The sequence below is a fragment of the Turicibacter sp. genome (genome assembly GCF_017941855.1).
GTDB classification, from domain to species: Bacteria; Bacillota_I; Bacilli_A; order MOL361; family Turicibacteraceae; genus Turicibacter; species Turicibacter sanguinis.
Map to the genome: position 1 here is coordinate 1 of NZ_JAGAVR010000123.1, position 24,198 is coordinate 24,198.

General features: G+C 35.2%; 17 protein-coding genes. 12 read left to right on the forward strand and 5 right to left on the reverse strand.

Going from position 1 to position 24,198, the window contains the following annotated elements:
* The coding region (locus J6D32_RS13225) for a carbohydrate ABC transporter permease (protein ID WP_287467755.1) at positions 1-781 on the forward strand (781 nt) is incomplete at its 5' end.
* Positions 782-800: 19 nt separating this feature from the next.
* A complete protein-coding gene (locus J6D32_RS13230; protein WP_006784373.1) occupies positions 801-1,622 on the forward strand; it encodes a carbohydrate ABC transporter permease in 822 nt (273 codons plus the stop codon).
* 343 nt (positions 1,623-1,965) lie between these two features.
* Here J6D32_RS13230 and J6D32_RS13235 read toward each other — a convergent pair whose 3' ends face one another.
* Complete coding sequence (locus tag J6D32_RS13235) at positions 1,966-3,264, reverse strand: alpha-glucosidase/alpha-galactosidase (RefSeq protein WP_006784372.1); 1,299 nt, start codon at positions 3,262-3,264, stop codon at positions 1,966-1,968.
* Between the two features lie 420 nt (positions 3,265-3,684).
* Between J6D32_RS13235 and J6D32_RS13240 the strand changes: the two genes are divergently transcribed.
* The 10 genes from J6D32_RS13240 (at position 3,685) to J6D32_RS13285 (ending at position 20,206) form a co-directional block, all read left to right on the forward strand.
* The gene (locus tag J6D32_RS13240; RefSeq protein ID WP_262949720.1) at positions 3,685-5,586 is read left to right on the forward strand and encodes an alpha-galactosidase; all 1,902 of its coding nucleotides are present in this window, start codon (positions 3,685-3,687) and stop codon (positions 5,584-5,586) included.
* A gap of 365 nt (positions 5,587-5,951) precedes the next feature.
* Positions 5,952-7,337: a melibiose:sodium transporter MelB gene (gene melB, locus J6D32_RS13245; RefSeq protein WP_147633497.1), complete on the forward strand. Its 1,386-nt coding sequence runs from the start codon at positions 5,952-5,954 to the stop codon at positions 7,335-7,337.
* A 336-nt stretch (positions 7,338-7,673) separates the two neighbouring features.
* Complete coding sequence (locus tag J6D32_RS13250; protein ID WP_006784369.1) at positions 7,674-8,615, forward strand: translation initiation factor IF-2 N-terminal domain-containing protein; 942 nt, start codon at positions 7,674-7,676, stop codon at positions 8,613-8,615.
* A 196-nt stretch (positions 8,616-8,811) separates the two neighbouring features.
* Positions 8,812-9,660 (forward strand): methionyl aminopeptidase, encoded by an 849-nt coding sequence (locus tag J6D32_RS13255; RefSeq protein ID WP_287467756.1) that lies wholly within the window; start codon positions 8,812-8,814, stop codon positions 9,658-9,660.
* Between the two features lie 307 nt (positions 9,661-9,967).
* Positions 9,968-10,855 (forward strand): SPFH domain-containing protein, encoded by an 888-nt coding sequence (locus tag J6D32_RS13260; protein WP_009607015.1) that lies wholly within the window; start codon positions 9,968-9,970, stop codon positions 10,853-10,855.
* Positions 10,856-11,014: 159 nt separating this feature from the next.
* Entirely contained in the window at positions 11,015-14,047 is a 3,033-nt protein-coding gene (gene lacZ / locus J6D32_RS13265) for a beta-galactosidase, LacZ type (protein ID WP_287467757.1), read from the forward strand.
* 234 nt (positions 14,048-14,281) lie between these two features.
* Positions 14,282-17,314: a beta-galactosidase, LacZ type gene (gene lacZ / locus J6D32_RS13270; RefSeq protein ID WP_055165455.1), complete on the forward strand. Its 3,033-nt coding sequence runs from the start codon at positions 14,282-14,284 to the stop codon at positions 17,312-17,314.
* 275 nt (positions 17,315-17,589) lie between these two features.
* On the forward strand, positions 17,590-17,817 hold the full coding sequence (locus tag J6D32_RS13275; protein ID WP_009607006.1) for an HPr family phosphocarrier protein: 228 nt from the start codon (positions 17,590-17,592) through the stop codon (positions 17,815-17,817).
* A gap of 485 nt (positions 17,818-18,302) precedes the next feature.
* Complete coding sequence (locus J6D32_RS13280) at positions 18,303-19,607, forward strand: sugar ABC transporter substrate-binding protein (RefSeq protein ID WP_009607023.1); 1,305 nt, start codon at positions 18,303-18,305, stop codon at positions 19,605-19,607.
* Positions 19,608-19,762: 155 nt separating this feature from the next.
* The gene (locus J6D32_RS13285) at positions 19,763-20,206 is read left to right on the forward strand and encodes a metallophosphoesterase family protein (RefSeq protein ID WP_055165449.1); all 444 of its coding nucleotides are present in this window, start codon (positions 19,763-19,765) and stop codon (positions 20,204-20,206) included.
* A gap of 38 nt (positions 20,207-20,244) precedes the next feature.
* Here the strand turns inward: J6D32_RS13285 and J6D32_RS13290 are convergent, their stop codons facing one another.
* The 4 genes from J6D32_RS13290 to J6D32_RS13305 form a co-directional block, all read right to left on the reverse strand.
* Positions 20,245-21,309 (reverse strand): branched-chain amino acid aminotransferase, encoded by a 1,065-nt coding sequence (locus J6D32_RS13290; protein WP_006784361.1) that lies wholly within the window; start codon positions 21,307-21,309, stop codon positions 20,245-20,247.
* Between the two features lie 29 nt (positions 21,310-21,338).
* Positions 21,339-21,803, reverse strand: coding sequence for a GNAT family N-acetyltransferase (locus J6D32_RS13295; RefSeq protein WP_006784360.1), 465 nt, complete (start codon positions 21,801-21,803; stop codon positions 21,339-21,341).
* A gap of 234 nt (positions 21,804-22,037) precedes the next feature.
* Complete coding sequence (locus J6D32_RS13300) at positions 22,038-23,042, reverse strand: aldose epimerase family protein (protein WP_055165447.1); 1,005 nt, start codon at positions 23,040-23,042, stop codon at positions 22,038-22,040.
* Between the two features lie 22 nt (positions 23,043-23,064).
* A complete protein-coding gene (locus tag J6D32_RS13305; protein ID WP_006784358.1) occupies positions 23,065-24,069 on the reverse strand; it encodes a LacI family DNA-binding transcriptional regulator in 1,005 nt (334 codons plus the stop codon).
* Between the last annotated feature and the right edge of the window lie 129 nt (positions 24,070-24,198).

A 24,198-nucleotide genomic window follows, 5' to 3' on the forward strand; every position in this document is an offset into this window, starting at 1 on the left:
ATTTATTTTAAGTTTTCAAAAAACAGGTGATTTTGGATCTTCTCAATGGGCTGGTTTTGAAAATTATAAACGTTTATTTTCAGATCCAGCCGTTTGGCAAGCCACAGGGAACACATTAAAATACGTCCTCATGGTGATTCCATTTATTATCATCTTTTCATTATTAGTTGCTGTCTTATTAAATCAAAAAATTAAAGGGAAAAGCATTTATCGCGTTATTTATTTTTTGCCAATGGTTGCGGCACCAGCTGCTGTTGCGATGGTTTGGAAATGGTTATTTAACTCAGAATTCGGTTTAATTAATTATTTATTAAGCCTCATTGGAATACAGGGACCTCAATGGGTAAGTGATCCTAATTTCGCTTTAATTGCCATTGCCATCGTTGGAATTTGGAGTGCTGTTGGTTACAATATGATTTTATTATTAGCAGGTCTTCAAGAAATTCCAAAAGATTATTACGAAGCCGCTAGTATTGATGGAGCAGGATCAATTCGCCAATTCTTCAGTGTCACATTACCATTAGTTTCACCAAGCTTATACTTTGTAATGGTCACAAGTATCATCTCAGCGTTCCAAGTATTCGATGTTATCTTCATGATGATTGATAAAACAAGTATGGCAATTGAAAGTACACAATCACTTGTTTACTTATTCTATCAACATTCATTCACCGTTAATGATAAAGGTTATGGATCAGCGATTATCATGTTATTATTAGCCATTATTATGGTCATTACATTTATTCAATCAAAAATTGAGAAAAAATGGGTACATTACTAAGAGAGTAGAGGTGAGAAAAATGAAAAAAATTAAAAAAGGGAATCTATTAATTCACATCATCTTAATCTTAGGTGCTGTCGTCATGATTTTACCTTTCGTATGGATGGTCTTAACATCTTTAAAAACATTAGGAGAATCAACTCAGATCCCTCCAAAAATTTTCCCAGACAAAATGCAATTTAGTAACTATACAGAAGTACTTCGTTTATTACCATTTGGAAAGTTCTATCTTAATACGATTTTAATGATAATCTTCCGCGTTATCGGATCAGTATTATTTAGTGCCATGGCTGCTTATGCTTTTGCAAGATTAAATTTTCCAGGAAAGAAATTTTTCTTTAGCTTAGTTTTAATTCAAATGATGGTACCAGGACAATTATTTATCATCCCACAGTTTAACTTAGTTCAAAACTTAGGGTTATTAAACACCGTCACTGCCTTAGTGATTCCAGGGGTAGTAAGTGCTTTTGGAACATTCTTATTGCGTCAGTTTTTTATGGGAATTCCAGCCGAACTTGAAGAAGCAGCAAAACTTGATGGATGTAGTATTGGACGTACTTTCTTTACCATCATGCTCCCGCTTGCTAACTCTGGACTCGTTGCACTTGGAATTTTCACAGCATTATTTGCTTTCAAAGACTTAATGTGGCCGTTAATTGTTAACATGTCAATTGATAAAATGACGCTATCTGCTGGATTAGCCTCATTACAAGGACAGTTCTCAACAAACTTCCCGCAATTAATGGCGGGGTCATTACTTGCCATTTGGCCAATGTTATTAATCTTTATCGTTTTCCAACGTAAATTTATTGAAGGAATTGCAACAACTGGAGGAAAATAATTAAATTTCATTCTTTATACCTGCCTATTTTAAAATATAGAGGACTGATTGCTGCCTACCCATATCAGTCCTTTTTTCTGTTATAATTTAATAAAAGGGTAGAAACATGAAGATCGAAAAGCAAATGTATGAAATAGTAATAAAATTTATTGAGAAAAGATATCTAACTGGCTTAAGAGAGACAGTTGTCATAAAACTCGGTACTGTATCATATAACAATGGTATATTAGAATTTCGTATTACCTAGTGATTGAGGAACTCTCTCTACGAGAGGTTGGGGCCCAAAAAGTTATTCATCAATACAATGTTAAAAGGGACGCTAAATTGTTAGCGTCCCTTTAGATTATTTATATTCTGGTAACCATCCTTCGTGGGCTTTGATTAAATCATCGACTAAGGCGTAGATGTCATCAATTGAAAGCTCAGATGAAGTATGAGGATCAAGCATGGCTGCATGGTAAATATGTTCTTTTTTTAGTGTTAAAGCTGCTTTAACGGTTAACTGATGGACGTTAATATTGGTACGATTTAAAGCGGCAAGTTGTGGAGGCAAATCTCCTACAAAGCAAGGTGTGACACCACTTGCATCAACTAAACATGGGACTTCAACCACGCAGTCATTAGGAAGGTTAGTAATTAAGCCAGTATTTAAAACGTTAGCGCCAATTTTATAAGGCTTGTTTGTAATCATGGCTTCCATGATATAGGAAGCATATTCGTGGGTACGGGTATGAGATAAGCTATGATCATGAACAATCTCTTCGCGGAGTTTATTCCAGTTTTTGATTTGTTCTATACAACGACGAGGATATTCATCTAGTGGAATATTAAAACGCTCAATCAACTCAGGGTATTTCTCTTTAATGAAGTAAGGCATATATTCTGAGTTATGCTCACTTGATTCCGTTACATAGTAGCCAAATCGTTTCATGATTTCAAAACGAACCATATCATAGTGTTTTCCTTCAAAAGCAATTGCTTTCTCTTTGATTTTTGGATATAAATCTTGACCATTCGATTCAACTTCTAATAACCATGCCATGTGGTTAATCCCTGCAATTTTATACGAAACATTGTCGTATTCCATCCCTAAATGACGTAAAAGATCTGGTGCACACACTTGAACGCTATGGCAAAGCCCGATTGTTTTAATTTTAGTCGCCTTTAAAACGGCCAACGTTAAAATACTCATTGGATTCGTGTAGTTTAGTAGCCAGGCATCTGGACAAACTTCTTCCATGATTTTGCAGTAGTCAAGTAGAACGGGAATCGTACGCAGTCCTCTAAAGATACCGCCAATTCCTAACGTATCGGCAATCGTTTGACGAAGACCATACTTTTTAGGAATCTCGAAATCTGTAACCGTACAAGGCTCATATCCTCCGACTTGGATGGCATTCACAACAAATGTTGCATCAGTCAAAGCTTCGCGAGCATCCGTATAAGAAACAATTGTTGCACGGCTTTCATTGCAGTTTTTATTAATATTTTCAAGCATTTGATATGATTCGTCTAATCGTTTTAAGTCAATATCGTATAAAGCAATATGAGCATCTTGAAGACTTGGGGTTAACATACAATCCCCTAGTACATTTTTAGCAAAGACTGTACTTCCGGCTCCAATAAAGGTAATTTTAATCATTTATAAATCCCCCTAATAGTAAGTTGTTTTTACCTCTCCATTATAATTATTGTGAAATCGTTTTAATAGGTCTAGATGTCGGATGCATATGGAAAAATGATGGTTGTTATAAAAAATAACTAAAATTTTACTAAAACGAAGTTGTTTATTCAGGTTAACTATAATATAATAACTTTGGAAACGTTATCTTTAAAAACGATTAGAAGACGTCTTAGGTTATGAGGAAAAAAGCAATAGAAGTGTATAAAGAGGAGAGATAGGATGGGATTTTTAATTGATGAAAAACGCCAACTGTTTGGATTAGAAACAAATAAAACAACATATGCTTTTGCAGTTGATAATATGGGATTATTACGTCACTTATATTGGTGACCAAAAGTAAATAATCTTGAAGATTTTGACGTACCGGCTTTAGCGGAAATGTCGAGTAACGATCCAATCTTGGATTTAACGGATGAAGAATATCCAGTCTTTGGTGGGATGCGTTATAAGGAACATTGTTTAAAAGTAAACTTTGCTGATGGAACGCGTGACATTGAGTATCGCTATGTTGGGTATACGCAGACTGAAGAGACGTTAGTGATTCACTTAAAAGATGCACATTACGAGTTTGAGTTTGATTTACATTATAAAGTATATGAAGTTCAAGATTTAATCGAACGTACAGTATCGGTTCGTAATACTGGGAACGATATCATTGAAATTGAAAAAGTTCATAGTGGACAAATCCATCTTCCATATCAAGATTTAACGTTAACAAGCTCTCATGGACGTTGGTTAGCGGAGTTCCAAGAATTTAAACAACCACTTGGTCAAGGGAAAATCGTGTTAGAAAACCGACGTGGGATTTCAACGCATCATCACAATCCATTCTTTGTTTTAGATCATCAGGCATCAGAAACAAATGGAGAAGTATACTTTGGGGTTTTAAAATTAAGTGGAAACTTCCAAACGATTATTGAACCACGTCCTTATGGCGGAACGCTTGTTCAAATGGGAATCAGTTCACACGACTGTGTGATTTCACTGCAACCAGGTGAGGAATTCATGGCTCCTTCCATGTTAGTGGGTTACACGAATTCAGGATTTGAGGCGATGACACATGCCATGAATGACTTTGCTAAACAACATGTCCTGCGTGATGGAGTTCGTCCTGTCCTTTACAACTCATGGGAAGCAACTGAGTTTGATGTTCACTGTGATGAACAAATTGCATTAGCTAAAAAAGCGAAAGAGATGGGAGTCGAGTTATTTGTTATCGATGATGGATGGTTTGGGCAACGTCATTCTGATGCAGATGGACTTGGAGATTGGTATGTAAATACCGATAAGTTCCCTGAAGGATTAACCCCCTTAATCTCGGCTGTTAAAGAGATGGGAATGATGTTTGGAATTTGGATTGAACCAGAAATGGTGAATCCACCAACACAGTTATTAAAAGATCATCCGGACTGGATTTATCATTTTGAAAATCGTATGAATGATACGTCACGTAACCAAATGGTATTAAATGTAACGTTACCCGAAGTGCAAGAATTTATATTTAATATGATTGATGATTTATTAGCAAATTACGAGATTGATTATATTAAATGGGATGCAAATCGCCCAATCTCTCAAACAGGAATTTCACGTGATATGTGGTACCGTCATATTGAAGCGGTGTATGACATTGCACGCCGTGTGAAAGAGAAGTATCCAAACTTATTACTTGAAGCTTGTGCAAGTGGTGGAGGACGAGTAGACTATGGAATGTTAGATTCATTTGATGATTTCTGGACAAGTGATAACACAGATGCCTATGACCGTCTAACAATTCAACGTACTTACTCATATGTGTACCCAATTAAAGCGATGCGTGCCTGGGTAACAGATGCTAACAATCGTTCGACGATTCCATTAACATTCAAGTTCCATAGCGCTATGATGGGGACACTTGGAATGGGATGCAATATTTTAAAATTTACAGAAGAAGAGATGGAATTATCTCGTCAGTTGATTGAAGAATATAAAGAAATTCGTCATATTATCCAAGATGGGGATTTCTATCGATTAAATCCGATCACGTCAAATAACTATCAGGTATATGAATATGCAAATGAAGATGAAGCTGTCTTATTTGTCTTCTTACCTCAAACACAAATTTCACGTCTTGGCGCTTGTATTAAAATACGAGGACTTGATGCAGATGCACGCTATGAATTTAACTTAAGTGATGATCTCATCATCAAATCGGGATCGTATTTAATGAATCACGGAATTCAAGTGAAGTTATCAGGTGATTATGCAAGTACCATTATTAAATTTAAAAAAATAGCTTAACCAAAAGACTGTATCAGCTTATTTGATACAGTCTTTTTGGCTAATGAGGGGGGGATTGTTTTTTGTAATTTAAGTAAAATAAACTAATTTTTAGTTTTATAAAACGGAAAACGATAACTTCAATGTTTTTATATAGGTGTAAACGGTTTTTCAAAGATGGTTTAATGGAAATAAAAAAGGAATAATATGATCTATTTTCAATATATTTTCGTTTAAAAGTCGCTATTAAAGGTAAAAAAATAAATAAATTTTACTCAAATATGTTGTAAAACGATTTCACACGTGGTAGTATATAACCATGATAGATGATGTAAGCAATTACAGAAAACGATTGCTTTCAAACCAAAAAGGAGGGGGAGTTAGTGATGAAACTAACTGCTAAAGAGAAATATTCGTATGGTATAGGGGCATTAGGAAAAGATTTAGTTTATGGTATTGTGGCGACCTATTTAATGTTTTATTTTACAGATGTTGTGGGGTTAGCTCCAGCGTTTGTCGGAACATTATTCTTAGTTGCACGTATTTGGGATACAGTAAATGATCCAATTATGGGAATGATTGTAGATAATACCAAAACTCGATTCGGTAAATTTAGACCTTGGATTTTAATCGGAACACTTATTAATGCTGTTGTGTTAATTTTCTTATTCAAAAAACCTGATTTAGAGGGATTACCTTTATATGCTTACTTCTCAGTGATGTATATTTTATGGGGGATGACGTATACCATTATGGATATTCCTTATTGGTCAATGATTCCTTCTTTAACAAAGGATAAACAAGAACGTGAACGTGTGGCTGTTATTCCTCGTATCTTTGCTAGTATCGGTGGTTTAACAATTGGAACATTTGGTTTAACATTTGTTGCCCTTCTTGGGGGTGGAAACGATGTTAAAGGATTTGAATTATTAGCAGTTGTCATTGCAGCCATCTTTATTTTAAGTTCTGTGATTACCTGTCTTAATGTTAAAGAGCCTTCAACATTAACGGCTGAAGGAACAGATAAAAAAGCAGACCGCGTAACATTCAAACAAATGACTCAAATTATCCGTAAAAATGATCAGTTAATGGTCTTCATGGGTGTTGTATTATGTATGAATTTAATGATGCAACTTTTAGGTGGAATGGCGATTTACTACTTTAAGTATGCAACAGGTAATGATGGAATGTTCAAAATTTACAATGGAACAGCAGGACTTGCTGAAATTGGTGGTTTATTATTATTCCCGATTTTAGCTCGTAAAATTGGACGTCAAAAATTATTTAAAGTGGGATGTTTCATTCCAGTTATCGGATTGGTCGGGTTATTATTCTCAGGATTATTAGCACCAAATCAACCGATCTTCACCATGATTTCAGCCATTTTAGTACGTGGTGGAGGAGGGTTCGTCTTAGCTTCAACAACCGTTATGCTTGCAGATGTTGTTGACTATGGGGAATTTAAATTAGGAACACGTAATGAAAGTATTATCTTCTCTGTTCAAACGTTATTAGCAAAAGCAGCGTCAGCCTTTAGTGGATGGGCGATTGGTGTAGGGTTACAATTAATGGGATATGAAGCGAATCAATTACAATCTGCTGGAACAATTATGGGAATGCGTGGATTAATGATTTTCGGACCGATTGTGTTTATCATCTTATGCTTCGTCATTTACAAAAAGTTCTATAAGTTAAATGGAGATTTCCATGAGGAAATCATCATGGAATTAGAAGCACGTCAAGCTTTAAAACCTGCAAAGATTCAAGGATAATAAAGAGCCTCAGCGATAGCTGAGGCTTTCTTTTTAGGTAAAAACGATGATGAAATGACAAAAAAGAAGATAATTTAATCAAATGAATAAGAATACGAGCAGATGTGTTAATACAGTCAAAAATATGTCTTTTTAAATAAAATTCAGGCAATCATTTTCCGACAATCAATCAAAGAATGGAGAAGAAGCCTGTCATATTAACGGAAAATCGACATTGTAAACGGTTAACTATTCGTATTGTTGGATAGTTTTGTAAAATGATAGATTTTCAAAAATGGGTAAGGATGCTAAAATGTTGTTATATGTTTATTTAGGTTTAACTGGGGGGAATTATAGATGCGAGTATACGAATTTGCACGAAAATATAATATGACAAGTAAAGAAGTTGTAACGGTATGTCAAGAACTAGGGATTGAGGTCAAAGCTCAATCTAAATTAAATGATGAATCTCTTGAAGTACTGAATGGACGTTTAAGTCAAGGAAAAGACACAGAGGTAAAAGAGATAAAAGAGGTCGTGAAGCCTACAGTCATTAAACGTCAAAAAGTTAAAAAGCCAATGTTATATGTGGTAACGGAATGTGAACCATTTACAAACCTTGGAGAGCTTGGAAAAGTTTCGAAAGCATTTGTTGAAGCTCAAGAGGGAGATGTAATAGTGGCTTTACCAAAGTATTTAAATATATCTGAAACATTTGGAAATGAAATGGATTGGCTTATGGATTTACCGGTTAAATTCGGAACACATGAAGCTCGTGCTTCAATTTTTAAATTAGTAGAAGGAAATGTGACGTATTTATTTGTTGGAAATGATCACTACTTCCACCGTAATGAGATTTATGGATTCGCAGATGATGTGGAACGTTTTGCTTTCTTTAATCGTGCCATCTTAGATGTGTTACCTCTTTTAGGAATGCAAGTGGGTGAAATTCAGGTGAATGAATGGCATACAAGTATGTTACCGTTAATGTTACATGTTGATTATCATCAACATCCTTATTTCTCGAAAGTCAAAACAACGTTAAACATTCATAATTTAGAATATCAAGGTTGGTATGATGCAAGCATTTTAACAGAAGTATTAGGAATCAGTCGTGAGTATTATGACAATGGATTGACACGTATGGGGGATTCTGTTAACTTACTAAAGAGTGGAATTGAAACAGCACATAAAGTCGTTTTAACAGATATTAGTGCTGGGCAAATGAAGTTAGATGGAATGGTGAACAGTGGAATTACGGCTGTTTTGGAAAATAAAGTCCTAAATCAAGCAGTATAAGAGATGATGAGTTGTTTCAACAGAAGGTGAAACAACTCTTTTATTTTTCATTTTAAGAGAAGAAAGGGGGACTAAATCTAAATCCGTTAGTTGATTTAGTTTGAAAAGAAGTGCATAATAAAGGTATCTAAAAAAATCAAAATAAGATTCAGAATAAATGGTTAATATTCTGTCTCGTTATAGAAGGTGAATCAATATGTCAATTCAGCGTAATGCACCATGTTGGTGTGGTAGCGGGAAAAAATATAAGCAGTGTCATTTAGATTATGATCGAGTAGTTGAATCATACAAGCGTAAAGGGATTGTGAAAACACCTGAACAAATTGAAGGAATTCGCCGTGCAGGTATTGTGAATACGAAAATTTTAGATCGTGTGGCACAGTTTATCAAAGCAGGAATTTCAACGGAAGAAATCAATACGTTAGTCCATAACTATACGATTGAATTAGGTGGGACACCGGCACCGTTAAATTATCAGGGATTCCCTAAAAGTACATGTACGTCAATTAATGATGTTGTTTGTCATGGAATTCCGTGTGAGGAAGAAGTTTTAGAAGAGGGAGATATCATTAATGTTGATGTCACAACAATCGTTGACGGTTACTACGCAGATGCTTCGCGTATGTTCACGGTTGGAACTGTTTCAAAAGAAAATGAAGATTTAATCCGTGTGACGAAAGAATGTTTAGAACTTGGATTAGCGGAGGCAAAACCAGGGAATCATATTGGTGATATCGGTGCTGTCATTGAAGAACATGCTGAAAAACACGGTTATAAAGTAGTCGCTGAAATTGGTGGTCATGGAGTGGGAGTTGAGTTCCATGAAGAGCCGTTTGTACCACACGTTGGAAAGCGTGGAACAGGTCCATTAATTGTGCCAGGTATGACGTTTACAATTGAACCGATGATTAACATGGGAAGGGCAGATGTTTGCCAGGATGAAGAGGATGGATGGACAATCTTCACTGAGGATGGAATGCCGAGTGCTCAGTGGGAATATACTATTTTAATCACAGAAGATGGAAATGAGATTTTAACTCATTAGTTGAAGAGGACGTTAAGTCCTCTTTTTTTACATCATTAAGGTAATGGATAATCAAGATTGTTGAGTTAACTAGGTGGTATCGTATTTAAATGAGTAGGAAAGTTACGGAGAAGGCTTGCATGTGATTGCTATCGGTAAAAAAATTTTATTTACCTTAATGGATGGGGTGCATCATGATCAAATCAACGTAAAGAAGAGGTAGAAAATTAAAGTTTCTACCTCTTTTTTTTTATTTAATGGATAAATACTAGGCGCCATGTTATAATTTGTAGAAAGATGTAGAAACATCGTGAGGGGGAAAAACTAAATGAAAAAGTATAAGAGTGTTTTTGTGGGGATTGGAGTGGTTATTGTAACACTGATTGTGTTGAGTATGTGTACAACAAAGATTAAACCAGGGTATGTAGGTGTTGTTTATAGTTTAAATGGTGGAATTAAAGGTCAAGTATTAACGCAGGGGTTACATGTTGTTAATCCACTTTATAAAGTGACGAGCTATTCAGTGGCAACAGAACAAGGATATTTATCTGCGGATTCGAAAGAAGGATCAAGTGGAGATGATAGTTTCTTAATTCCTACTTCTGATGGAAAAACAGTTAATATTGATTTGGAGTATTCTTATCATTTTGACAGTGAGTTATTACCACAAACTTTTACCAAGTTTAAAGGTCAAGATGGAAAGGCAATTGAAGAAACATTTATGCGCGGAAAATTAAAGACGTGGGTTGGAGAAGTTTCATCAAAGTTTTCAGTAATTGATATTTATGGTGATAAACGTACAGAATTAAATGCTAATGTTTTAGAGTATGTAAAAGATAAATTTTATGAATATGGAATAGTAATTGACTCAGTCAATGTTTCCCGTATTGGATTAGATGCTCAAACAGAAGAGGCGATTCAACTAAAAATTAATAAGCAACAAGAGCTAGAAACAGCTCGTTTAGATAAAGAAAAAGCAGAAATACAGGCTGAACAAAAGTTAGTAGAAGCACAGGCTGAAGCAGATGCGAAAAAAATTGAAGCTCAAGCTGAAGCAGATGCTGAATTGATTAAAGCAGAAGCTCAATCGGAAGCTAATCGTATGATTTCAGAGTCATTAACTGAAGAGTTATTAAAATTAGAACAAATTCAAAAGTGGAGTGGAGAAGTTCCGCAAGTGCAGGGAGCCTCAACGCCAATTATTAGTTTGGATTAATATGAAAAGGAGTTGTCTTTTTTACAGATAACTCCTTTTTTCTATAAAGGTTAATAAATTTCGTGAAAACGATTTACCTTAATAAAAATCTATGATAAAATATTACTATAATTATTAATAAAATTTAGTAAAATATTTTCCGAAGGGGAGGAATCGGGTATGAAAACAACAGAAGAAATTCAATCAGTGTTAATGAATCCAGAAATTTTTGAAATCAACCGTTTAAAGGCACATAGTGATCATCGTTATTATCAAACATTAGCAGAAGCAGTGTCTAAAGGTGAGATGACGTGGCGCCACTCATTAAATGGACAATGGTTATTTAAATATAGTGAAAATGTGATGGAGCGTCCAGTTGGGTTTGAAGCGTTAAACTTTAATCTTGATGGATTTGAGCGTATTAATGTTCCAGGGCATATCCAATTACAAGGTTATGATAAACCACACTATGTGAATACTCAGTATCCTTGGGATGGGCATGAAGAATTAAAACCTCCATACATTCCAGTTAACTATAATCCAACGTCATCTTATGTGACTTACTTTGATGTGCCAAAAGAGTGGGGTGGGCAACCAGTTTGTATTTCATTTCAAGGGGTCGAGACTGCTTTTAACGTTTGGTGTAATGGAGAGTTTGTTGGATATAGTGAGGATAGCTTTACGCCAAGTGAGTTTGACTTAACAAATTTTATCAACCGTGAAGGTGAAAATAAATTAGCAGTTCAGGTTTATAAATGGTCAACAGGAAGTTGGCTTGAAGATCAAGATTTTTGGCGTTTATCAGGAATCTTCCGTGATGTTTATTTATTCACGAAACCAACGACTCATGTCGAAGACTTATTTGTGAAAACAACACTAAAAAATGACTATCAGGATGCAATGGTCAGCGTAGACTTCAGGGTAATCGGTGAAGAGGCAACGATTGTCGCACAATTAGTGGATGTAGAAGGTCAAGCTGTAGCAAGTGGAACTTGCGAAGTGGTAAATGAAACAGCACACCTTGAACTAGAAGTAGAAGGTGCCCACCTATGGAGTGCAGAACATCCGTATCTTTATCAATTGCAATTAGAAGTGAAAGTGAAAGGTGAAGTTGTTGAAGCGATTTGTCAACGTGTTGGAGTCCGCCAATTTGAAATGATTAATAAAGTGATGCACTTAAATGGAAAACGTATCGTCTTCCGTGGAGTTAATCGCCATGAATTTAGTGCGACTTATGGACGTAGTGTCACAAATGAAGAAATGGAATGGGATGTTAAATTCTTAAAAGAATATAACTTCAATTCAGTTCGTACGTCACATTATCCAAATGCGTCTTACTTCTATGAATTATGTGATGAGTACGGTCTATATTTAATTGATGAAACGAATCTTGAAACACATGGAACTTGGCAACGTATGGGGGCAGTTGAAGAAAATGACGTGACACTTCCAAACGGACGTCCTGAATTTTTAGAAATTATTTTAGATCGTGCAAAGTCAATGCTTGAACGAGATAAAAACCACCCAAGTATTTTAATTTGGTCTTGTGGAAATGAAAGTTTCGGGGGAGAAAACTTATATAAAATGTCGGAGTACTTCAGACATCGTGATGAAACGCGCTTAGTCCATTACGAAGGGGTATTCTGGGATCGTCGTTTCAATGGGACATCGGATATGGAAAGTCGTATGTATGCAAAGGTTCCAGAAATCCGTGAATACTTAGATAATAATCCTGAAAAACCATTTATTTTATGTGAATATACCCATGCAATGGGCAACTCAAATGGTGGAATGGATCGCTACATTGAATTAGAAAATGAGTATGACATGTACCAAGGTGGATTCATTTGGGATTATATAGATCAAGCATTATGGACTGAAGATCGATATGGTAAGCCATATTTAGCGTTTGGTGGAGATTTTGGTGATCAGCCAACGGATTATAACTTCTGTGTCAATGGAATTATTTATGCTAATCGTGAAGCATCGCCAAAAATGCAAGCGATTAAAGGAGCATATCAACCATTTACAATTGAAGTTAAAGACGGTGGGGCGCAAATTCAAAACAAGAACATGTTCACAAATTTAAATGAATATACTCTAAAGTGGGAAATTGTGCGTGGTGAAGAAGTCGTATCATCTGGTGAGGGATACTATGATTTAGAACCATTATCAACTGGTTTCATTGATTTAGGGATCAATGTGACTCCACATCAGGAAGAACAAGTGATAACCATCTCAATTTGTTTAAAAGAAGACACAATGTTTGCTCCATGTGGTCATGAGGTAGCATTTGGTCAGTTAATTGTGGATGCAGTTAAAGAAGAAGAGATTCGTCCTGTTAAAGCGTTCCAAATTGCAAATGGTGACGTGAATGTTGGAATTAGCGGTGAAGGATTTGAGGTCATCTTTGCTAAAAACTTAGGACGTATGGTTTCAATGAAATATGATGGGATTGAGTATATTCACCAACCAAACTTATCGTTAATGCCAAATTTCTGGCGTGCATCAACGGATAATGATCGAGGAAATCAAGCGCCGATTAGAATGGCACAGTGGAAGTTGGCTTCGATGTATGCCTTCAATGAATTTATGGAAATTAATCGTCTTGAAGAAGGATTAGAAGTTATTTTTACTTATAATTTAAATACAATGCCAGTTTCGCATGCAATTGTTAAATACTTCATTAATAGTTATGGTCAAATTCACGTGACAATGAGTTATGAAGGTGTTGAGGGATTACCAAACATGTTTAAGTTTGGAATGGATTTAGCGATTCCTTGTGAGTTCAATACGTTAACTTGGCGAGGATTTGGACCTGATGAAACGTATGCAGACCGTGAGTTTGGAGCACGCTATGGAACATTTACGAACCAAGTAGCTGACAATCTAGCGGCTTATGTGATTCCTCAAGCATGTGGAAATCATACGGGAGTACGTTATGCAACGTTAACAAACGAATCAGGAGCAGGGTTAAAAATTACAGGAGATGCTCCATTAAGTTTCTCAGCGCTTCCGTACACATCTCATGAGTTAGAAGCGGCGTTCCATCATTATGAATTGCCACCTGTTCACAAAACAGTTCTTTCAATTAATCATCAGGAAATGGGAGTTGGAGGCGATGATTCTTGGGGAGCACGCCCAGACGCAAGATTTGAATTGCCAGCCAACATGAAGTATGAATATAGCTTTGTAATTGAGTCAGTAAAATAGTTAAAATTCTTAGCACCTGAACTTTTTATAGTTTAGGTGTTTTTTTTATAGAAAGTTAATTTTTATTATTTCAACTTTATAAAGAAAGCGTTAATATTAAATCTAAGTATTCATATGAAAGGATATGATGGATGCTTAATGAGTGTTTGATTTTATGAGGAGAAAAGATTTCATCGTGATGTTTTCTGATGAGGGTTCATGCAAAAAATTAATTTATGAGTGGGGGATTAAAGTATGAAAACGACGCAAGAGATTCAGTCAGTGTTAATGAATCCAGAAATTTTTGAAATTAATCGTTTAAAAGCACATAGTGATCATCGTTATTATCAAACATTAACAGAAGCCATTTCTAAAGTACAGATGACATGGCGTCGCTCATTAAATGGAGAATGGTTATTTAATTATAGTGAAAACGTGATGGAACGTCCGGTTGGATTTGAAGCGTTAAATTTTAATTGTCAGAATTTTAATCGTATTCATGTTCCAGGCCACATTCAATTACAAGGTTATGATAAACCTCATTACGTAAATGCACAGTATTCTTGGGATGGGCACGAGGAGTTAGTCCCACCCTATATTCCGACGACATTTAATCCAACGGCTTCTTATGTCACTTACTTTGAAGTACCAAAAGAGTGGGAAGGACAAACGGTTTGTATTTCATTTCAAGGGGTTGAGACCGCCTTTAATGTCTGGTGTAATGGAGAGTTTGTTGGATATAGTGAGGATAGCTTTACACCGAGTGAATTTGATTTAACAAACTTCATCAACCGTGAAGGTGAAAATAAATTAGCAGTTCAGGTTTATAAATGGTCAACAGGAAGTTGGCTTGAAGATCAAGATTTTTGGCGTTTATCAGGAATTTTTCGTGATGTTTATTTATTCACGAAACCAACAACGCATGTGGAAGATTTATTTGTGAAAACAACACTAAAAAATGACTATCAGGATGCAACGGTAAGCGTAGACTTCAAGGTAATCGGTCAAGAGGCAACAATTGTTTCACAATTAGTAGATGCAAATGGACAGGTTGTGGCTAGTGGAGCTTGTGATGTTTTTGATGGATGTGCAAAATTAGAGTTAGATATCACTAATGCTCACTTATGGAGTGCAGAACATCCGTATCTTTATCAATTGCAATTAGAGGTAAAGGTAAAAGGTGAAGTTGTTGAAGGGATTTGTCAACGTGTCGGAATTCGTCAATTTGAAATGATTAATAAAGTGATGCATTTAAATGGGAAACGCATCGTGTTCCGAGGTGTAAATCGTCATGAATTTAGTGCAACTTACGGACGTAGTGTAACAAAAGAAGAGATGGAATGGGATGTGAAATTTTTAAAAGAGCATAATTTTAATGCAGTTCGTACCTCACATTATCCAAACGCTTCGTATTTCTATGAGTTATGTGATGAATATGGATTATATTTAATTGATGAAACGAATCTTGAAACTCATGGGACTTGGAAGTATGGTGTTTCGGTTGAAGAAAATGAGCCGGCTATTCCAAACGGACGTCCTGAATTTTTAGAAATTATTTTAGATCGTGCAAAGTCAATGCTTGAACGAGATAAAAACCATCCAAGTATTTTAATTTGGTCTTGTGGAAATGAAAGTTTTGGGGGAGAAAACTTATACAAAATGTCACAGTACTTCCGTGAAGCTGATGAAACCCGCCTTGTTCACTATGAAGGAGTTTTTCATGACCGCCGTTATCATAAAACATCAGATATGGAAAGTCGCATGTATACGAGAGTTCCTGAAATTCGTGAATACTTGGATAACCATCCTGAAAAGCCATTTATTTTATGTGAATATACCCATGCAATGGGCAACTCAAATGGTGGAATGGACCGCTACATTGAGCTTGAAGATGAGTACGAGATGTACCAAGGTGGATTCATATGGGACTATATTGATCAAGCGTTATGGACAAAGGATCGCTACGGTAAGCCATATTTAGCGTTCGGTGGAGATTTTTCTGATCAGCCAACGGATTATAATTTCTGTGTCAACGGAATTATTTATGCGAATCGTGAAGCATCACCAAAAATGCAAGCGATTAAAGGGGCATATCAACCCTTTACGGTGATTGTAAAAGAGGGTGGGGCACAGATTCAAAACAAGCATTTATTTACGAATTTAAATGAATATACACTGAAGTGGGAGGTTGAATCGGGTGAAAAATTAGTAGCATCTGGTGAGGGATACTATAACTTAGAACCATTATCAACAGGATTTATTGATTTAGGGATCGATATGACGCCACGTCAGGAGGAATTAGTGGTAACTGTTTCAATCTGTTTAAAAGAAGATAAATTATTCGCTTCATGTGGACATGAGATAGCATTTGGTCAATGCATCATAGAGGCAGTTAAAGAAGAAGCAGCTCAACCTGTAAAAGAATTTACGATTGTAGAAGGTAGTACAAATGTTGGAATTCATGGTGAAGGATTTGAAGTGCTGTTTGGTAAAATACTCGGGCGCATCGTATCGATAAAATATGATGGTGTGGAGTATATTCATCAACCAAACTTATCATTGATGCCAAGCTTCTGGCGAGCGGCGACTGATAATGATCGTGGAAGTCGAGCTCATCTTCAATCTGCACAATGGAGAACAGCAACCCTTTCTTCATTCCATGAAAAATTAGAATTTAATCGACGTGTAGACGGCTTAGAAGTAATCATTACGTATAATTTAAATACCATTCCAAGTTCTCATGCTATCGTGACCTACTTTATTAATAGTTATGGACAAATTCATGTTCACATGAGTTATAAAGGTATTGAAGGCTTACCAAATATGTTCAAATTTGGAATGGATTTAGCGATTCCATGTGAGTTTAATACATTAACATGGCGAGGATTCGGGCCAGATGAAACATATGCTGACCGTGAATTTGGGGCTAAATATGGAACTTATACAAATAAAGTTGCTGATAATGTAGCAGGATATGTGATTCCTCAAGCATGTGGAAATCACACGAGAGTACGTTATGCAACCATAACGAATGCAACTGGAGCAGGATTAAAAATTACAGGAGATGCTCCATTAAGTTTCTCAGCTTTACCTTATACATCTCATGAATTAGAAGTAGCGTTCCACCATTATGAATTACCACCTGTCCATAAAACAGTTCTTTCGATTAACGCTCAAGAAATGGGAGTTGGAGGTGATGATTCTTGGGGAGCACGCCCAGAAGCGAGATTTGAATTGCCTGGTAACGAAAATTATGAATACAGTTTTGTGATTGAGCCGACAAAATAAACTAACAGGGGACCTTGCTAAGTGAAGGTCCTCTTTTGTTTTGAAAAAAGAGCCTTTAAATTTTAAAGGATCTTTGAAACTCCTGTTAAATGATTATTGAAAATATTTCACTTATTGATGCATTTGTTGTCAAGCGCTTGTTTCGAATGTAGTAGATTTTTTTGTCTAAAAGATTATGTACGTTTTCTTTGAACTAAGGAGGAATCTCGCGAATATAGTTTATTAGATGAAACAAGCAACCAGAAACACTTCAAACATTAAAGGAGTTGTTACCTATGAGAGTGTATCAAATTAAATTTAATTCAGTTGAAGAGGTTAAAAAATTCGTTAATATTGTTGGAAAATATGGATATGAAATCGAGTTAGAGCGTGATGGTCATAAGGTTGATGCGAAATCAATCATGGGGGTTTTAAGTCTCGGATTCGAAAGACCCTTAAATTTAATTGCTTCTACAGAAAATGCAATTAGTTTACAAAAAGAAATTCAAGGTTATTTATTATAAGATTTTAAACCAATGACAAAAAAGGGGAGGTGTCATTGGTTTTTATTTTGTAAAAGATTTTGGGATAAAAAAATAGAGAGAGGTCGTAGGTGGATATCAGAGAATAGCCTATAAAATTCCGTTTAAATATTAATAATTTTTAGTTAAAAAATAAAGTTTCTAACTCATTATTCGACATTTTGAAAAGTAAATATGTAAAAATTGTAGAAAATACATTATCAATTCATTGGTTTTTTGAATAGAAACGATTCAAATTCGTTAATCTTAATAATCTTCCTAACAACAAATAAAAAAACGGTTAAATTTTAGAAAATAATATAACATTTCTATTCAATCTGTGTTGCAATGAAACCGTTAACATAGTAACTGATTTAAACTTTAAATTACTAAAAAAACTAAAAAAACTAGGGAATAGTTTCAAGATAGTAGGGGCAAGCATTAAAAGTTTATGTTAGTTATTGATTAAGTTAGAGGGGGATTCAAAAATGAAAAAAGTAACATCGTTATTGTTTGCAGCGACATTAGCAGCTGCAGGTTTAGTTGGATGTAGTAGTGGAAATGAAACAAAATCTGAAACGCCAACGGATTCATCAAGCAATACTGAAGTAAAACCTGAAACGACAACAGACTCAACATCTGGAGATAAAGTAGAAATTAAGTTATGGTTAGATTATGATAATTATGCAGAAGCATTAGAAGAAGCAATCGAAGCAAAATACTCTAATATTGATATTGTTTGGGAACACGTAGAATCAACTCAATCTAGAACTAAGTTAGAGTTAGATGGACCGGCAGGGGTTGGACCAGATATTTTCTTACAGCCACATGATACAATGGCACAATCGATTCAAGGAAATATTTTATTACCACTTGGATCATCTTTAAGTGAGAATGTAAAATCACGTTTTATTGAGAGCGCTGTTGAAACGGCAAAATCAGGAGATCAATATTATGGTGTTCCAATTTCAACTGAATCAATTGCTTTATTCTACAATAAAACATTATTAGAAGAAAATGGATTTGATGTTGCGACAACGTTTGAAGAAGTAAAAGCACAAGGAGATGTGTTTAATAATGCGGCTGAAAATAAATTCATCATGCGTTTTGAAGCGGGGAACGCCTATACGATGCAATTTTTCTTAACAGCAAACGGTTACCAATTATTTGGAGCGGATCATACTGACCCAAATGCAATTAATTTCGATTCTGAAGAGGCAATTGCTGGATTAGAATATTTCAAATCTATGCAAGAATATTTACCAGTCCCTTATGCTGACTTAACAACTGATACCGTTGAAGTTGAGTTCGGTAAAGGAACTGTGCCATACGTTATCGTTGGTCCATGGGCTATTTCTGAAATTAAAAACACAGCAGACTTTGAATGGGGAATTACAACCATTCCAACGATTAATGGGGTTCAACCATTAACATTCTCTGGGAATATCATTGCATCTATTAGTGCTTACACACAACATCCTGATGAAGCACGTCAAGTATTAGAATACATGATTTCTGATGAAGGATTAGAAATTCTTTATAAAGTTCGTGGAGCAATTCCAGCCTTACAAGATCCAACTGTTATTGATGGACTTTCTGATGATGCTTATGTAATGGGAGTTCTTGAACAAGCTCAATTCTCTGAACCGATGCCAAGTATTCCTGAAATGGCAAGTTTCTGGGCACCTGCTGAAACAATGTATCGTTCAGTTTGGGAAGGGTTAGCGACTCCACAAGAAGCGGCTACAAAAGCCATGTCAGATTACGAACAAGCATTATTGTTAGTACAATAATTTAATTTTGAAAGAAGTTATCTAGTTTGGGATAGCTTCTTTTTTTTAGATAAATAATAAGCTAAAATACTGTATTGATGTAAACTAAATATTTAGGATGTCTTGATTATTAAAGGAAAACAATAGATGCGATGATGAAAATAAGGAGTTTAGTTATGAAAGTTGGCGTTATTTCAGATACTCATAATGTTTTAAGAGAAGAGGTGTTAGATTATTTAAAAGACTGTGATTATATTATTCATGCAGGTGATGTCTGTCAGGTAGAGATTATGGAACGTTTAAATCAGATTGCTAAAACGTTCGTGGTAGCAGGAAATAATGATAAAGCACTCGATCTTCCAAAAGATTTAGAAATTGAGTTGGGTGAAATCTTAATTTATGTTGTACACGATAAATTAGATATTCCTAAAAATATGAATCATGTTAATCTTATTATTTATGGTCACTCACATAAGTATGAGTATGAGGAACGTGAGGGGATTAAGTATTTAAATCCCGGTGGTTGTGGACGTCGGCGATTTTCATTACCATTAACCATGGCAATCCTTCATCTAAATGATGATCATATGGAAATTGAAAAAATTGACTTACAATATTAAAAGGAGCATGTCATTAAAGAATGCTCCTTTTTTTGTGTTTATGGAATCAGATGAATCCAACCATAAGAATCAGGTATTAATCCCCACTGAATTTTTGTAAGAGTTTCATAAAGTTTATGAGTGAGAGGACCGGTTTCAAAACCATTAATGATAATTTCATCTCCCTTATAATAAAGTTCTCCAATGGGTGAAATAACGGCAGCAGTTCCTGTACCGAACGCTTCAGTTAAGGTTCCATTATGGCCTGCGTCCATTAATTCTTCAATACTTAAAAGTCGCTCTTCTACCGTGATGCCCCAGTCTTTTAGAAGATGGATAATCGAATTACGAGTGACCCCAGGCAAAATAGAACCGTGAAGAGGGGCTGTAATTACCTTGTTATCAATCACGAACATGGCATTCATTGTTCCCACTTCTTCAATATATCGACGATGAATCCCATCTAACCATAATACCTGTGTATAACCGTGCTCTTTCGCTTTTCTCTCGGCGACGATGCTTGAGGCGTAATTTCCACCGCATTTTGTGAATCCCGTTCCCCCGATGACAGCTCGAACATATTCATCTTCAACCCAAATTTTAACAGGGTTCACGCCTTCAGGATAATAGGAGCTGACTGGTGATAAAATGATGATGAATTTGTATTGTTTTGATGGATGAACGCCAACTCCCGCTTCGGTTGCAAACATAAAGGGGCGGATGTATAGAGAGTGTTCAAACTCATCTGGAATCCAATCCTGTTCGTATTTGACGAGTGTTTCAATCGCTTTAATGAATAAATCCTCAGGAACTTCAGGCATACAAAGTCGCGCATTGGATTGATTTAAGCGATGAGCATTTAGTTCAGGTCTAAATAAAGCAATTTGACCATCTTGTAATTTATAGGCTTTTAACCCTTCAAATGTTTCTTGAGCATAGTGAAACACCATGCAAGCCGGGTCGAGTTCAATCGGTCCGTAAGGAATAATTTTAGCATCGTGCCAACCGATTCCTTCTGTATAATCCATTGTAAACATATGATCGGTAAAATATTGTCCAAACCCAAGAGGTTCACCACTCGGTTTTTTCTTGAGATGATTTGAACGTTCAATTTTAATATCCATTATGATTCCTCCTTATGCACAAAAAGAGACTATGCAAGTCTCTCATCTGATTTGACCTTTGATTCAATCCCTTTGTACATGAACACTAGGTCGTTGTAGTGAAATTTATTTTTGTGGTAAAACTGTGCGGCATCTACGTTATTAGTCATCAAGGTAATACCAGCTAGATTTCTTTCTTTCACATACTTCTCCATAAATCGAATCAAGTGTGTTCCATATCCACGATGTTGAAGATCCGGTGAAATATAAAACTCATTTATATTCAATTCATCGTGACGCCACCATGTGCGTTCATGACAAAGTGAAACTCCAACAATTTCTCCATCGTCTTCAAGTAAAAAACCAACAAAGCGTGGCATTTGAGTGAGTTCTTCAATATAGGTTTTAGCTTTTTCAGTAGACCAGCGACAATCCCAAGTCGTTGTATTATAAACTTCAATTAAAAGGTGGGCACAAGCTGCTAGATGTTCGGGCTCGTAGTAGATAATCCTCATTCATTTCACTCCTCTTTCAAGTCTTATACTTCTAACATATGAAGGAGTAGGGGAGTTTATTAAAAACTTCGAAAAAAAGTGATTCATGAGTTTTATCGTAATTGAGGAGAAGATAGCCTATTAGCAGTAAGGAGTTATAAGTTAACTTTTTAAGTAATAGGATGAAATCATTTATTTGGTTAGTTCTTGTACAAAATAATAAAAGAGGTGACTTCTAATGAGCCACCTCTTTTGTTATTTTGTAAATGTGAAGGTTGTTTCTTGAGTATAAATTTCGCCTGGTTTTAAAACTTGTGATTCGAAATCAAATGGAACTAAATGTGTTTCAAAACAAGCCCCTAAATGATTTTCTCCCATACGACCATTTTCAAATGTTAAATCTGGTGTTAGGAAATTTCCGGCATAAAATTGCATAGAAGGTGAGGTTGTTGAAACTTTTAAGGTGCGATTTGAATCTAAATGTTTAAAGACAACGGCATGGTCAATATCGCTTAGAAGATATAAGTGATCATATCCTGATGTGTTTTCAAATAAGGGTAACACTTCTTTAGACTTATGATTAACAATCGTTGGTTGATTGAAATCAAATAATGTTCCTTTAACCGGTACTAATTGTGTTGTAAATGATAAGTTTTCATCCACCTCAGCAACATAATCAGCTTTAATTTGTAACTCATGATTATAAATGTTTTCTTTTAAGTTACCTGATAAGTTGAAGTATGCATGTTGTGTTAAGTTTACAATGGTATCTTGATCGGTTGTGGCTTCATAAGTGACTTTAAAGTTGTTTTTGTCAAGAAGGTAGCATACTTTAACTGATAAGTTTCCAGGGAATCCATTTTCTTGATGTGGTAGTGTCGTTGTTAAGGCATAACCTGATGGAATTTCTATCACGTCAAAGTTAGCATAAGTTAAACACTGTGCACCACCATGTAAATTATTAGGTCCATTGTTAAGATCAACGTTAATCGTCTGGCCATTTAATTCGAAGATTCCGTTTTTAATACGATTTGAGGTACGTCCGATAATCGTATTTAAGTAACATCCGTTATCAAAGTAAGATTCAATATTCTCGTAAGCAAGTACTAAGTTTTCACTGTAGTCATCACTTGCAAGAGCAATTTTAGTGATTGCCCCTCCAAGATTTAAAAAACGAACTTCTAACTCTTCATTTTTCATGCTATATTCAACCACATTGATGCCATTGAATATACCTTTTTCAACTGTTTTGTATTCCATTTTTATCCCCCTTAATCATTCATTATAAACTACTTGAACGTCGAATAAGACGAGTCGGAATCGTTACTTTTTTTGCAATTTCACGATCATTGGCAATGCGTTCAATAATTAAGTCAATCGCTGTATCCCCCATGTGTTTTGTATTCATATCAATGGTTGTTAATGATGGAATCGTATACTGTGCTAGTGAGATATTATCATAACTAATAATTGAGACAACATCTGGTACTTTAATGTTATTTTCATTTAATGCTTTTAAGCATCCAATGGCCATCGCATCTGATGCCACGATATAAGCATCAAGAAGATGATCTTTTTTGATAATCTCAGACATGATTTCATACCCTGAATCAGCTGTAAAAGCTCCAAGATAAACATGGCTTTGATTAAATCGTTTCATTTTTGTCATTTCATCAATATAAGTAGTTAAACGCATATCAAGAAGTTCTTGTCCATCTAATGTTTTTTCAATTCCACAGATAAATCCGATTGAATTTAATTTTAAATCTACTAAATATTTAATAATATCTTTTGTTGCTTCTGTTAAATCTGCCATCACGACATCGATATTATAGTGTTTTGAATAGCAGTCAACTAAAACAAGATGGGGATTGATTTCATACAGTTTATCAATCTCATCATGACTGTATTTTCCGAGGGCAATTAATCCATCTAAATTCATGGCAGCAATATCTTCAAATGATTTCATTGGAAGATAGATTTTTTCTAATTTTATATTTTGAACCTGACATTGGTTTTCGATAGCTAATCGAATTGACATATAATACGGATCTGTAATTTCTTCTGCTACTGAATACCAGTAAACTAATCCAATTGTTAATCCGGATGTCTTTTTTGTTGTTTTGTTACGACGACTAAGTGGAACATAATTCAATTTTTCAGCAGTTGCCATAATTTTTAAACGAGTATCATCTGATACATTAAAGTTTTTATCTTGATTTAAAACTCGAGAAATGGTTGTAATAGAAAAACCAGTTAAGTCAGCAATATCTTTAATTTTTGCCATAAGGCGCCTCCTTTCTATGAATAATGAATATTTTTATCACTATTTTCACTATTATTTTATCATCATCTTTCATAAAATAAAACAGAATAGCCGAAACATTTCAAAAAAATGTAAGGGTTTTAACAAAAT

Excerpts from the sequence above, each read along its gene's own strand:
- J6D32_RS13275 (WP_009607006.1), top strand. The coding sequence starts at position 17,590 with ATGAGAGTGTATCAAATTAAATTTAATTCAGTTGAAGAGGTTAAAAAA.
- J6D32_RS13235 (WP_006784372.1), bottom strand. The coding sequence starts at position 3,264 with ATGATTAAAATTACCTTTATTGGAGCCGGAAGTACAGTCTTTGCTAAA.
- J6D32_RS13295 (WP_006784360.1), bottom strand. The coding sequence starts at position 21,803 with ATGAGGATTATCTACTACGAGCCCGAACATCTAGCAGCTTGTGCCCAC.
- J6D32_RS13290 (WP_006784361.1), bottom strand. The coding sequence starts at position 21,309 with ATGGATATTAAAATTGAACGTTCAAATCATCTCAAGAAAAAACCGAGT.
- J6D32_RS13300 (WP_055165447.1), bottom strand. The coding sequence starts at position 23,042 with ATGGAATACAAAACAGTTGAAAAAGGTATATTCAATGGCATCAATGTG.
- melB (WP_147633497.1), top strand. The coding sequence starts at position 5,952 with ATGAAACTAACTGCTAAAGAGAAATATTCGTATGGTATAGGGGCATTA.
- J6D32_RS13285 (WP_055165449.1), top strand. The coding sequence starts at position 19,763 with ATGAAAGTTGGCGTTATTTCAGATACTCATAATGTTTTAAGAGAAGAG.
- J6D32_RS13250 (WP_006784369.1), top strand. The coding sequence starts at position 7,674 with ATGCGAGTATACGAATTTGCACGAAAATATAATATGACAAGTAAAGAA.
- J6D32_RS13255 (WP_287467756.1), top strand. The coding sequence starts at position 8,812 with ATGTCAATTCAGCGTAATGCACCATGTTGGTGTGGTAGCGGGAAAAAA.
- J6D32_RS13260 (WP_009607015.1), top strand. The coding sequence starts at position 9,968 with ATGAAAAAGTATAAGAGTGTTTTTGTGGGGATTGGAGTGGTTATTGTA.
- J6D32_RS13230 (WP_006784373.1), top strand. The coding sequence starts at position 801 with ATGAAAAAAATTAAAAAAGGGAATCTATTAATTCACATCATCTTAATC.
- J6D32_RS13280 (WP_009607023.1), top strand. The coding sequence starts at position 18,303 with ATGAAAAAAGTAACATCGTTATTGTTTGCAGCGACATTAGCAGCTGCA.
- J6D32_RS13305 (WP_006784358.1), bottom strand. The coding sequence starts at position 24,069 with ATGGCAAAAATTAAAGATATTGCTGACTTAACTGGTTTTTCTATTACA.
- J6D32_RS13240 (WP_262949720.1), top strand. The coding sequence starts at position 3,685 with ATGTCGAGTAACGATCCAATCTTGGATTTAACGGATGAAGAATATCCA.
- lacZ (WP_055165455.1), top strand. The coding sequence starts at position 14,282 with ATGAAAACGACGCAAGAGATTCAGTCAGTGTTAATGAATCCAGAAATT.
- lacZ (WP_287467757.1), top strand. The coding sequence starts at position 11,015 with ATGAAAACAACAGAAGAAATTCAATCAGTGTTAATGAATCCAGAAATT.